The sequence below is a fragment of the Delftia sp. SD018 genome, from assembly GCF_017355445.1.
GTDB lineage: Bacteria > Pseudomonadota > Gammaproteobacteria > Burkholderiales > Burkholderiaceae_C > Comamonas > Comamonas acidovorans.
The window spans coordinates 65,318-78,302 of record NZ_JADDRN010000028.1 but is presented as its reverse complement, the minus strand read 5'-3'; the positions used below and the strand labels follow the sequence as shown (position 1 = coordinate 78,302).

Below are 12,985 nucleotides of genomic sequence, written 5' to 3'. Positions count from 1 at the left end.
GCCCGGATTATGGTCATGCCGGGCGGGCCTGCACAGCGGTCACACCGCCCATGCAGGCCCCTGCACGGGCGTGGCGCCGCCCAGGTCGATAGAATCTTCGCTTCCTGCCCGCGCGGGGGGCGTGCCGCCCACCGCCTGCACCGCCTAATCGAAGATCGCGTTCTCACATGTCTGCCAATCAACCAACGTCCGCCTCGCACAACCAGCTCGACACCAAGGCCCAGGCCTGGTCCGCTCTCTTTGAAGAGCCGATGAGCGATCTGGTCAAGCGCTATACCTCCAGCGTGTTCTTCGACAAGCGCCTGTGGCAGGCCGACATCACGGGCAGCCTGGCGCATGCCGAGATGCTGGCGGCCCAGGGCATCATCGCCGCCGCCGACCACGAGTCCATCCGCAAGGGCATGGCGCAGATCACGCAGGAAATCGAGTCCGGCCAGTTCGAGTGGAAGCTCGACCTGGAAGACGTGCACCTGAACATCGAGGCCCGCCTGACCCAGCTGGTCGGCGACGCCGGCAAGCGCCTGCACACGGGCCGCAGCCGCAATGACCAGGTGGCCACCGACGTGCGTCTGTGGCTGCGCGGCGAGATCGACCTCATCGAAGGCCTGCTCGGCGAACTGCAGCTGTCCCTGGTCGAAGTGGCCGAGAAGAACGTGGACGTGATCCTGCCCGGCTTCACCCACCTGCAGGTGGCCCAGCCCGTGAGCTTTGCCCACCACCTGCTGGCCTATGTGGAAATGTTCAAGCGCGACGCCGAGCGCATGCTGGACCTGCGCCGCCGCGTCAACGTGCTGCCGCTGGGCAGCGCCGCCCTGGCCGGCACCACCTACCCGCTGGACCGCGAGCGCGTGGCCCGCACCCTGGGCATGGAAGGCGTCTGCCAGAACTCGCTGGACGGCGTCAGCGACCGCGACTTCGCCATCGAATTCACCTCGGCCGCCAGCCTGTGCATGGTGCACGTGAGCCGCCTGTCCGAAGAGCTGATCATCTGGATGAGCCAGAACTTCGGCTTCATCCGCATCGCCGACCGCTTCACCACGGGCTCGTCGATCATGCCGCAGAAGAAGAACCCCGACGTGCCCGAGCTGGCACGCGGCAAGACCGGCCGCGTGGTCGGCCACCTGATGGGCCTGATCACCCTGATGAAGGGCCAGCCCCTGGCCTACAACAAGGACAACCAGGAAGACAAGGAGCCGCTGTTCGACACGGTGGACACCCTGAAGGACACGCTGCGCATCTTCGCCGAGATGATCGGCGGCCAGGCCGACCCGGCCACGGGCGGCAAGAAGGGCGGCATCACCGTCAACGCCGAAGCCATGCGCGCCGCCGCACTCAAGGGCTATGCCACGGCCACCGACCTGGCCGACTACCTGGTCAAGAAGGGCCTGCCCTTCCGCGACGCGCACGAGACCGTGGCCCATGCCGTCAAGCTGGCCTCGCAAAAGGGCGTGGACCTGACCGAGCTGCCGCTGGCCGAACTGCAGGCCTTCAATCCCGGCATCGAGGCGGACGTCTTCGAGGCGCTCAGCCTCGAAGGCTCGCTCAACGCGCGCAACACCCTGGGCGGCACGGCGCCGGCCCAGGTGCGCAAGCAGCTCGCAGGCCACCAGGCGCGCTTGAATGCACGCCTGAACGCACGCCTGGGCTGATCCCCCCGTTCGCCGGAGCCGCGCCATGACATCCTCCCGCCGCCAACTGCTGACCGGGGCGCTGCGCGCTGCCGGCGCAGTGACTGCCGTTGCCGCCTCGTCGGCCCTGGCTCCGCTGGCCTGGGCACAGCCCGGGCAGGCCATCCGCATCCTGGTGGGCTTTCCGCCGGGCGGCGGCACGGATGCCATCGCGCGCCTGCTGGCCGACCGGCTCAAGGACGTGCTGGGCACCACGGTGCTGGTGGACAACCGCCCCGGCGCGGGCGGGCAGATCGCGGCGCAGCAGCTCAAGGCGGCTGCGGCCGATGGCCACACGCTGTTCCTCACGCACGACCACACCATCTCCATCCTGCCCCAGGTGGTGAAGAAGCCGGGTTTCGACCCTGGCCATGACTTCGTTCCCGTGGCCGGCTTTGCCACCTTCGTGAACGCGCTGGCGGTCTCCGCCAACACGCCGGCGCGCAACCTTGCCGAGTATGTGGAGTGGGTGCGCCAGGGCGCAAAGCGCGGCAGCATCGGCATTCCCGCGCCCGCGTCCACGCCGGAATTCCTGGTCAGGCTGCTGGGCGAGCACTACAAGCTGGACCTGGTGGCCGCGCCCTACCGGGGCAGCGCGCCCATGCTGGCCGACATGCTGGGCAACCAGATTCCGGCCGGCATCGCCTCGGTGCAGGACTTCATGGAAAACCACAAGGCCGGCAAGCTGCGCGTGATCGGCGTGCTGGGCACGCGCCGCCAGGCCACCATGCCCGAAGTGCCCACGCTGGCCGAGCAGGGCGTCAAGGGCTTCGAGGACACGCCCTACTACGGCATCTACGCGCCGCGCGGCACGCCCCAGGCCTTCATCGACCGCTTCTCCGCCGCCGTGGCCACCGTGCTCAAGCAGCCCGATGTGCACGAGCAGCTCACCGCCCTGGGCCTGACCGTGGGCCACATGCCACCCGCGCAACTGGCCGAGCGCGAGCAGGCCTATACCCAGGTCTGGAAACGCATCATCCAGACCAGCGGCTTCCAGCCGCAGTAAGCGCGCGTCCAGCGGTCCCGCATGTTCTACGCGATTCCGCTGGAGGACCGGCCCCGCTGGAGCAATCCGCCGTGGATGACGCTGCTGATCATCCTCGTGAACGTGCTGGTGTTCTTCGGGCCGCAGCGCTCCGAGGAGCGCGCCCAGCAGACGGCGGCGCAGTTCTATGCCGCCAGCGCGCTGCCGGGCATCGAGTTGCCGCGCTTTGTGGACTGGCTGCAGCGCACGGATTCGCCCATTGCCAAGCAGGCGAAGGTGCTGCAGAAAAAGGGCCTGGTCGAGCCGCTGCTGCAGCGCATGGAGCAGGAGCCCGCCTTTCTGGCGCTGCTGCGCAGCGGCCAGATCGTTGGGGCCAGCGATCCCCTGCACGGGCAGTGGCAGACGGACCGCAGCCGCTACGAGGCCTTGCAGCCGCCGCCCTTCACCACGCGCTGGGCGCAGGACTATGGCGAGGACGCGCCGCTGCGCCCGGTGACCTGGATCACGTCGGCCTTCCTGCATGCCAGCACGGGCCATCTGGTCGGCAATATGCTGTTTCTCTTCATGTTCGGCTTTTCGGTGGAGCTGGCACTGGGGCGGGCCACCTATCTGCTGTTCTATCTGCTGGGGGCCGTCGGGGCTTCGCTGCTGTCCTCCTGGGTCCTTGGGGGTGCGGGCGTCTATGGTCACGGGCTGGGCGCTTCGGGCGCGGTCGCAGCGCTGATGGGCATGTACGCCGTCATGTACCGGCTGCGGCGCATCCGCTTTTTCTACCAGTTGTTCTTCTACTTCAACTACGTCACGGCACCGGCCCTAATCCTGTTGCCGGCCTGGATCGCGAATGAAGTGCTGCAGCACTTCTTCAGCGGCCGGGGCGTGGACTACATGGCCCATCTGGGCGGTCTGCTGACGGGCGCAGCCCTGATGGCCCTGCATCTGCGCCGCAAGCCACGGGCGGCGTTGGCTGGCCATCATTCGGCGCCGGACGATGGCTTCGACGCACATGTCGCCAACGCGCGACGCCTGGGCCAGGCGCTGGACATGGAGGGCGCCCTGCGCGTCTGGCGCGCCGCAGCCCAGCTGCGGCCTGCCGACACCGAGGTGCTGCGGGCCTGGTTTGCCGCGGCCCGCTATGCGCCTGCCAGCGAGGACTTCCACCGTGCGGCCCGGCGCATCTTCAGGCTGCCGGCCCGTGATGCCGCCACCCTCGCCTGGCAGCACGACAGCTACCGCATCTACCTGGACCTGGCCCGCCCAGGCGCCAGGATCGCGCCCGAGGACATGGCCAGACTGGTGCGCCGCTTCACGCGTGCCCGTGCGTTCGACGATGCCGAGAAGCTGTGCCACGCGCTGCTGCAGGCAGCACCCGGCCAGCCGGGCCTGGGCGAGACGCTGTGCCTGCTGGTCAACGGCCTGCTGCAGCAGGGGCTGGCACAGCGCGCCCGCGCCTGGCTGCCACAACTGCAGCGCTGGGCGCCCGATGAGGCCGTGACCCGGCTGTTGCTCGACGGGCAGGCCCGGTCCCAGGCCACGGCGTGATCAGTGCGGGGCCGGGCGCGGGTCCGGTCCCTGTTCCGGTTCCGGGTCACGCAGCAGCCACCGCACCTCCTGCGTGGCCTCGCTGTCGGGATGGCGCGCCTGCAGCGTGGCCAGGATGCCCTGGGCCATGTCCCGGCGCCCGAAGCCCTGCAGCATCAGGCGCGCCGCCAGTTCATAGGCATGGGGCACGGCGGCATGGCCCTTGAAGCGTTTGTCGAAGCCCGAGATCAGGGTCAGCGTCGCCTGTGCATCGCCCGCGCGCCAGGTGCTGCGCGCCAGGGCCAGTGTCTGGTCGGCATCGTCCAGCGCAAAGCTCGCTTCCTTGGCGCGGCAGGCCTGGAACACCTTGAGCGCCTCGGCGGTCTGGCCCTGGCGCAGCAGCAGGGCGATGAAGCGCCGGCCGTGGTCCAGCAGCGTGGCCGTCTTGTCCGACAGCAGCAGCAAGCGGTGGTAGCGGCGCTGGGCATGCGTATCGTCGGGGTGGGTGCGCTGGTCCTCGTAGGCCAGGCCCAGCGCGGCGGCCAGGTCGCCAGCGGCCACATGCTCGGCCACGTCCTCGTCCAGCTGCTGGCGGGCGATCTGTTCGGGCGTGCGCGCAGGCGCCCCGTCGGGGCCGCTGTCTGCCTGGGGCACGGCGTCGATGCCCAGAGCCTCATGGTGCTGGTACATCACATAGCCCAGCAGGCTGGCCATGACCCAGCCGAAATAGATCATGGCGAAGTTGAACAGCGGCAGCAGGATCAGCCCGCTGAACAGCGGCAGCAGCAGCGACATGGCGATCTGCGCACCGCTGCTCAACAGGAACAGAAAAAAGCACAACAGCGCATAGGGCTTGCCGATGATGCGCACCGTGTCCAGGATCAGCAGCGGATTGAGTGCGGAGAAAAAGCCCGTCGTCTGCACCAGCACGATGATGCTGGCCGGCAGCAAAAAGGACAGCAGCAGCAGGGCCAGCTGTGCCATGCCCAGGCTCACCCGCGCACACCAGCCGACGATGATGCCGTGCACCACCAAAATGGCGAACAGCTTCCAGGGCAGATGGGTCCAGTCCGGGTCCAGGTGGCGAGGATAGTCCGCAGCGCGCGATATGCCCTGCGAACCCAGCGCTGCCACCTTGAAACCATAGCGGCTGGCGGCCAGCAGGATACCGATCTGCACCAGCCCGATGGCCAGGGGTGCGGGCAGGAAGAACAGCGCCTTGAACAGCAGGCTGCCCAGCGACAGCAGCAGCGCATAGCCCAGCGGCTGTGACTGGAACGGAAAGGCGAAGAACTGGTTGATCCGGTGCCAGAACGGCTGAGGCACGGCAACGTGGTTCGGCTTCATGGACGGACTCTCTCCCTGTGTTGTATCCGCGCAGTATAGGCAGCACGCTGTATGTAGTCTGACGGGGCCTGTGGTGGGAGGTGAGCCCTGTGATCGCACGGATATGACGTGTTGATGCGCCGATGTCTTACAGACGGATACACCGCAGACCCGGTTCCGGGCACCCGCAGCAGGGCCTGCAGCGGATGCGGGCCGGTATCATCCCGCGCAGTGGTTTTCAGCCGCAGCGGATGCGGCCCTGCATTCGGTGCATGCGGGCGACAGGCCTGCGCCTTGTTCCAGCCCTTGCCGCCGAGCCCTGCCAGCAGCGCAGGGTTTTTCATTTGCAGCGTGTCATGCGGACAGCTCGCGTCGCAGTGCTGAAAGCCTGCTCATTCCAAGAAAACAGCGGGCCATCTGAGCCCGACAGAAGGGATTGCCATGGGGGTGCTTCGCACGAAAGCGATCAGTGGGTTGCAGGGGGCTCCGGCGCACAGCCGGCCCTGGAGCCGGTGGGGGTTGGGCCTGCTGCTGGGATCGGTGGCGCTGACGGCGCAGGCCGTGGGCGTGCGCCAGTTCAGCCCCCAGGGAGAGGTGGCCAAGGTCGAGCAGGTGGTGGTGCAGTTCGATGGCACGGCCGTGCGCTTTGGCGACCCCAAGGCGGCCGCGCCGGTCACGCTCAGCTGCAGCGATGCGGCGGCCACCCAGGGCACGGGCCGCTGGAACAGCGACCGGGAATGGGTGTTCGACTTCAAGCAGGCCCTGCCGCCCGGCGTGCGCTGCACGGCCCAGCTGGTGGCCGGCTACAAGTCGCCTGCGGGCACGGCCGTGACGGGCGCTGCCAGCTACCAGTTCCAGACCGGCGGCCCGGCCGTGCTGGACATGGCGCCCGACACCTATGAACAGATCGACGAGGAGCAGTACTTCGCGCTGCGCCTGTCGGGCCCGGCCACCTTGCAAAGCCTGCAGCAGCACATGTGGTGCACGGCCGAAGGCGTGGGCGAGCGCATTCCCGTGCGCCTGATCGACGGCAAGGAGCGCGACGAGCTGCTCAAGCACCGCGGCTGGGACAAGGCCGCTGCCAAGAACCCGCTGCAGTACGCCACGCTGGCCTGCAACCGCCGGCTGACGGCGGGCACGACCATGAAGCTGGTTTTTGGCGCCGGCATCGCCACGCCCAACGGCGTGGCCAGCCGCCAGGACAAGCGCTTCGAGTACCGCGTGCGCGAACCCTTCGCGGCCGAGTTCAGCTGCGAGCGCGAGAACGCCCAGGCCGCCTGCCTGCCGATCCGCCCCATGCGCCTGAGCTTCAATGCCCCCGTGCCGCGCAAGCTGGCCGAGGGCATTCGCCTGAGCAGCGGCGCCTCCAAGGTGGCCCCCGTGATCGACGGCGAATACGGCGAAAAGCTCAGCGAGGATTCGCTGGTGCAGAACCTAAGCTTCCCGGCCACCATGCAGGCCCAGGCGCGCTACACGGTGGAGCTGCCTCCGCAGTTCAAGGACGCGGCGGGCCGCAGCCTGAGCAATGCCGACATGTTCCCGCTGCAGGTGGCCACGGGCGCGCTGCCGCCGCTGGCCAAGTTCGCGGCCTCGCCCTTCGGCATCGTCGAGCGCTATGCCGAAGGCCCGGACGGCCCGGCCCTGCTGCCCGTAACGCTGCGCAACGTGGAGTCCGAGCTGGCCACCAAGTCCCTGGATGCCAGCCGCGTGAGCACCAAGCAGCCCGGCAGCGATGCCGAGATCATCGCCTGGATGCGCCGCGTGGCCGACTACGAGTCCTCCGACATGGACCGCAAGCGCGCCTCGCGCGACATCAAGGGCCCGCTGCCGCCCGTGATCGACAACGAAAACCGCGACTATGTGCAGACGCGCATGCTGTCGCTGCTGGCCGGCCAGGGCGACGTCAAGACGCTGGAGCTGCCCAAGCCCGTCAAGGGCGATCCGCGCCCCTTCGAGGTGGTGGGAATTCCGCTCACGCCGGGCTTTCACGTGGTCGAGATCGCCTCGCCGCTGCTGGGCCAGTCGCTGCTCGATGAGCGCTACGGCTCGGCGCGCAGCATGTATGTGCGCACCTCGGCCCTGGTGACCAACCTGTCCGTGCACTTCAAGCTCGGCCGCGAGAACGCGGCCGCCTGGGTGACCACGCTGGACAAGGGCCAGGCCGTGGCCAATGCCAAGATCCAGGTCTCCGACTGCAATGGCAAGGTGCTGACCTCGGCCACCACCGACGCCAGCGGCGTGGCGCGCCTGGACGGCCTGTCGCCCGAGCCGCCCCAGTGCACGGGCGGTGTCGGCTACCGCTCGCCTGCCTACTTCGTCAGCGCACGCGCCCAGGGCAAGGACGGCCAGCAGGAGCTGGCCTTCACCTGGAGCGACTGGCAGCGCGGCATCGAGTCCTGGCGCTTCAACGTGCCCACCAGCCGCAGCGCCCAGCGCGACGAGGTGGCCCACACCATCTTCGACCGCACGCTGCTGCGCGCCGGCGAGACCGTGTCCATGAAGCACCTGATGCGCACCCAGACCGGCATCGGCCAGGGGCAGGGCGGCTTTGCGCTGCCCGAGCAGCGGCCCACGCAACTGGTCATCACCCATGAAGGCAGCGGCCAGCAGTACACGCAGCCGCTGCAGTGGCGTTCCACGGGCACGGGCGGCCTGAGTGCGGAAAACAGCTTCTCCGTGCCCAAGGGCGCCAAGCTCGGCTCGTATTCCGTGGAGCTGCGCGGCGATGGCAACGGCTCGCGCGGGCGCAACAACCGCTTCGGCACGGGCAGCTTCCGTGTCGAGGAATTCCGCCTGCCCGTGCTCGAAGGCCGCGTGGGTCCCGAAGGCAAGCAGGCCCTGGTCGGCGTCTCCAGTCTGCCGGTGCAGGTGCAGGTGAACTACGTCTCCGGCGGCCCGGCCGCCAACCTGCCGGTGCGCGTGTCCGCCCTGGTGCGCTCCACCTGGATGGACCGCAGCGACTGGCAGGGCTTCAGCTTCTCGGCACCGCGCAGCGCCCAGGACACGGGCCAGAGCGATGACGAGGAGGCCACGGCCTCCCAGGACAGCAAGGTGGTGGCCGACAAGCTGCCCGTGACGCTGGACCGTGAAGGACTGGGCAAGCTCAAGATCGAGAACCTGCCCAAGCTGCGCGAGCCGCGCGAGCTGCTGATCGAGGCCACCTATGCCGACCCCAATGGCGAGGTGCAGACCCTGCGCAGCACGCAGATGCTGTGGCCCGCGGCCATCGTGGCCGGCGTGCGCGCCGAAAGCTGGATCACCACGGGCCGCAAGCTCCAGTTCCAGGCGCTGGCCCTGGGCGTGGACGGCAAGCCCCAGGCCGGCGTGCCGGTCAAGGTGGAGGCCATCTCCCGCGTCACCACCAGCAGTCGCAAGCGCCTGGTGGGGGGCTTTTACAGCTACGACAACCAGACCACGCTCAAGTCCATGGGCACGGTGTGCACGGGCAACAGCGATGCCCAGGGCATGGTGCAGTGCGAGGCCCAGCTGTCGCAGCCCGGCGAGGTGGAGCTGATCGTCACCGCCTCCGACAAGGATGGCCGGCCCGCCCAGGCTGCCTCCAGCGTCTGGGTCACGCGCCAGGGCGAACTGTGGTTCGGCGGCGAGGACCATGACCGCATGGACGTGCTGCCCGAAAAGCGCAGCTACGAGCCCGGCGAGACCGCGCGCTTCCAGGTGCGCATGCCCTTCCGCTACGCGACGGCCCTGGTCGCCGTGGAACGCGAAGGCATCGTCAGCACCCAGGTCATGCAGCTCAATGGCCAGAACCCCACCGTGGAGCTGAAGGTCCAGCCCGACTGGGGCCCCAACGTCTACGTGAGCGTGCTGGCCCTGCGCGGGCGACTGCGCGAGGTGCCCTGGTACAGCTTCTTCACCTGGGGCTTCAAGGCGCCGCGCGAGTGGTGGAACGCCTTCTGGCACGAGGGCAAGGAATACATCGCGCCCACGGCCCTGGTCGACCTGTCCAAGCCCGCCTACCGCCTGGGCATGGCCGAGATCCGCGTGGGCACCAAGGCCCACCGCATCGACGTCAAGGTCACGGCCGACCAGGCCAGCTACCAGGTGCGCGGCACCGCCAAGGTCACCATCAGCGCCACGCTGCCCGACGGCAAGCCCGCCGCTGGCGCCGAGGTGGCGCTGGCGGTCGTGGACCAGGCCCTGCTGGAGCTCATGCCCAACACCAGCTGGCAGCTGGCCGACGCGATGCTGCGCCGCCGCGAGTGGGGCGTGCAGACCTCGACCGCGCAGATGGAGGTGATCGGCAGGCGCCACTACGGGCGCAAGGCCGTGGCCGCTGGCGGCGGCGGTGGCCGCAGCCAGACGCGCGAGCTGTTCGAGACGCTGCTGCTGTGGAATCCGAGCGTGGTGCTCGATGCCCAGGGCAAGGCCCAGGTCAGCGTGCCGCTCAACGACTCGCTGACCACCTTCCAGGTGGTGGCGGTGGCCGACCATGGCGTGTCGATGTTCGGCACGGGCCAGGCGCCCATCCGCACGGCCCAGGACCTGCAGATCATCAGCGGCCTGCCGCCGCTGGTGCGCGAGGAGGACCAGTTCCGTGCCATGGTCACGCTGCGCAACACCTCGGCCAAGGCCATGAAGGTGCAGGTCACGCCGCGTGCCACGCTGCTGGAGCTGGCAGCGCAGACCGTGGAGATTCCCGCGGGCGAGGCGCGCGAGGTGGCCTGGAACGTCACGGCGCCGGCCCAGCTGGGCCAGACCCGCGCCGAGGCGCTGATCTGGGAGATCGAGGCCCGCGACACCGCAGGCGGCGACAAGCCGGCCAGCGACAGGCTGAAGGTCAGCCAGCGGATCATCCCGGCCGTGCCGCTGACGGTGCAGCAGGGCACGCTGATGCAGGTCGATGGCAGCATCAACCTGCCCGTGCAACTGCCGGCCGATGCACTGTCCGGCCGCGGCGGCCTGCGCATGTCGCTGGCGCCCAAGCTGGCCGAAGGCCTGCCCGGCGTGCGCGACTGGTGGGCGCGCTATCCCTACAGCTGCCTGGAGCAGGTCACCAGCAAGGCCGTGGGCATGAGCGACGCCACGCTGTGGCAGTCCACCATGGGCCAGCTGCCCAGCTACCTGGACGGCGACGGCCTGGCCAGCTACTTCCCGCTGGCAGGCGACGGCTCGGGCCGTGCGGCCCGCGGCAGCGATACGCTGACGGCCCACCTGCTCAACCTCTCGGCACTGGCACAGGGCGTGGACAAGCGCTTCGTACTGCCGGCGGCCGAGCGCGAGCGCATGGAAAACGGCCTGATCGCCTTCGTCGAAGGCCGCATCCAGCGCAGCTTCTGGAGCCCGCGCAAGGATCTGGACATGCGCAAGCTGGCCGCCATCCAGGCGCTGGCGCTGACGGGCCGCGCCAATCCGCGCATGCTCGACAGCATCACCATCGCGCCCAACGACTGGCCCACGCATGCCGTCATCGACTGGGTGGCCCTGCTCAAGCACATGCGCGAGCTGCCCCAGCGCGAACAGCAGCTGGCCCAGGCCCAGCAGATCCTGCGCGCACGCCTGAGCTACCAGGGCACGCGCGTGGCCTTCAGCAACGAGCAGGACGACCAGTGGTGGTGGCTGATGCAGGGCCCCGAGGTCAACCTGGCCCGCCTGATGCTGGTCAACATGGACGACCCGACGTGGAAGGAAGAGCTGCCGCGCCTGGCCAACGGCTTCATCTCGCGCCAGAGCAACGGCGCCTGGGGCACGACCACGGCCAACCTGTGGGGCGCGCTGGCACTGCAGCGCTTCTCGCAGCAGTTCGAGGCCACGCCCGTGACGGGCGCCACCCAGGCGGCTTTGGGCGCGTCCCAGGCCCGCGTGGAGTGGAGCCAGGTCACGCGCATGCGCGCCAGCGACACCGAGGGCGCGGCCCACCAGGCGTCCAGCTTCGGCGCGACCACGGTGGTCGGCGGCCTGCGCAACAACACCATGTTCCTGCCCTGGAGCGCGGTGGGTGATGCCCGCAAGGGCCAGCTGACGGTGACCCAGCAGGGCACCGGCAAGCCCTGGCTCACGCTGCAGTCGGTGGCGGCCGTGCAGCTCAAGGCGCCGTTCAGCGCCGGCTACACCGTCACGCGCACGGTCAAGCCCGTGGAGCAGGCCGACAAGAGCCTGCCCGCAGGCCAGTACTCGCGCGGCGACGTGCTGCGCGTCACGCTGGAGGTGCAGGCCCGCACCGACATGACCTGGGTGGCCATCACCGACCCCGTGCCCACGGGCGCCACCATCCTGGGCGGCGGTCTGGGGCGCGACTCGGAGATCGCCTCGGGCGGCGAGCGCGCGGAAGGCGCGGGCTGGCTGGCTTATGAAGAGCGCAGCTTCGAGGCCTACCGCGCCTACTACCAGTACCTGCCCAAGGGCAATACGCGCGTGGAGTACACCGTGCGGCTGAACAATGCCGGCGACTTCGCGCTGCCGCCCACGCGGGTGGAGGCGCTGTATGCGCCCGAGATGTTCGGCGAGGTTCCCAACGCCCGCATCAAGGTGAGCGACAAGCGCTGATGCAGCGTTGATGGCGCCCTGACAAGGGGGCGGCCCTGCGGCCTATGATGGCTGCAGGACCGCCCCCTTTTTTCATCACCCTCCGCTCCATGGCACAAGTCATCCTCTCCCCGGTTCCCGCAGGCAGCGCCCTGCAGGACCGCCTCAAGACCGCCTATTTCCACGACAGCTACCAGCTGCAATTGCCGGACGACGGCAGCAGTCCCATGGCGCTGTACCTGCGCTGCGTGGGCCGCACACCGGGCTGGATCGACTTTCTGATGCGCCTGCGCAACCGCGTGGTGGCGCCCTTCGGCATCAAGGACCTGGGCACGCTCAGCGGCGTCGATGCGCAGCGCCAGCCATCGAGCTACCGCGTGGGCGACCGCGCCGGCATCTTCCGTGTCCATGCCCTGAGCGACAGCGAAGTGGTCCTGGGCGACAGCGACCGGCACCTGGACGTGCAGGTCTCCCTCATGCGGCTGCCCGGCCCCGAGGGCGCGCCGTCCGGCACCTTCACCGCCGCCATGTCCACCGTGGTCCATGTGCACAATGCCTTGGGCCGTATCTACATGCTGGGCGTGGCGCCGGCCCACCGCGTCATCGCCCCGGCCGTGGTGGCCAAGCTGGCCGGCTGAAAGCTGCGGATGGAGCCGTCGGCTGTCCAAGCCATCAAAATGGCCGTCGTGGGTGCCTCGGGGCTGTCCAAGGACGCCTTGCATATCTACGTGGGCCTGACGGTGGCGCTGGCCGCCTGCGCCGTGCTGCGCAGACCCCTGGGCAGCTGGACGCCCCTCCTGGCGGCCCTGGCGGTGGCCATGACGGGCGAGCTGCTGGACATGCGCGACGATATCGCGAGCCTGGGGTATTGGCGCTGGGGCGCCAGCCTGCACGACATTGCCAATACCGTGTTCTGGCCCGCCGTACTGGCTGCGCTGGCGCGCTGGAGCAGCGTGCTGGGGCGTCGGCCCTGAAGTCAGCAAATCGGAAGCCTTTGGCGTTGGCG

7 protein-coding genes are annotated in these 12,985 nt (G+C 69.2%); 6 read left to right on the top strand and 1 reads right to left on the bottom strand.

Annotated elements, in window-relative coordinates; translation table 11 throughout:
- Positions 1-167: 167 nt before the first annotated feature.
- Genes argH through INR38_RS23430 form a run of 3 tightly spaced genes read left to right on the top strand, consistent with a single transcriptional unit; the run spans position 168 to position 4,191 of the window.
- On the top strand, positions 168-1,649 hold the full coding sequence (gene argH / locus INR38_RS23440) for an argininosuccinate lyase (protein WP_012207114.1): 1,482 nt from the start codon (positions 168-170) through the stop codon (positions 1,647-1,649).
- Between the two features lie 25 nt (positions 1,650-1,674).
- The gene (locus INR38_RS23435) at positions 1,675-2,673 is read left to right on the top strand and encodes a Bug family tripartite tricarboxylate transporter substrate binding protein (RefSeq protein ID WP_013800951.1); all 999 of its coding nucleotides are present in this window, start codon (positions 1,675-1,677) and stop codon (positions 2,671-2,673) included.
- Positions 2,674-2,694: 21 nt separating this feature from the next.
- Positions 2,695-4,191: a rhomboid family intramembrane serine protease gene (locus INR38_RS23430; protein WP_207443532.1), complete on the top strand. Its 1,497-nt coding sequence runs from the start codon at positions 2,695-2,697 to the stop codon at positions 4,189-4,191.
- On the opposite strand, the gene INR38_RS23425 is transcribed toward INR38_RS23430, so the two are convergent.
- The gene (locus INR38_RS23425; RefSeq protein WP_013800953.1) at positions 4,192-5,517 is read right to left on the bottom strand and encodes a hypothetical protein; all 1,326 of its coding nucleotides are present in this window, start codon (positions 5,515-5,517) and stop codon (positions 4,192-4,194) included.
- A 420-nt stretch (positions 5,518-5,937) separates the two neighbouring features.
- On the opposite strand from INR38_RS23425, the gene INR38_RS23420 reads away from it, so the two are divergent.
- The 3 genes from INR38_RS23420 to INR38_RS23410 all read left to right on the top strand — a co-directional run bounded on the left by INR38_RS23420 (position 5,938) and on the right by INR38_RS23410 (position 12,953).
- Complete coding sequence (locus INR38_RS23420) at positions 5,938-12,000, top strand: MG2 domain-containing protein (RefSeq protein ID WP_207443531.1); 6,063 nt, start codon at positions 5,938-5,940, stop codon at positions 11,998-12,000.
- 89 nt (positions 12,001-12,089) lie between these two features.
- Positions 12,090-12,617 carry a DUF2867 domain-containing protein gene (locus tag INR38_RS23415; RefSeq protein ID WP_207443530.1) on the top strand — a complete coding sequence of 176 codons (528 nt, stop codon included), beginning with the start codon at positions 12,090-12,092 and terminating at the stop codon, positions 12,615-12,617.
- A gap of 39 nt (positions 12,618-12,656) precedes the next feature.
- Complete coding sequence (locus INR38_RS23410) at positions 12,657-12,953, top strand: hypothetical protein (RefSeq protein ID WP_084027320.1); 297 nt, start codon at positions 12,657-12,659, stop codon at positions 12,951-12,953.
- Positions 12,954-12,985: the final 32 nt, after the last annotated feature.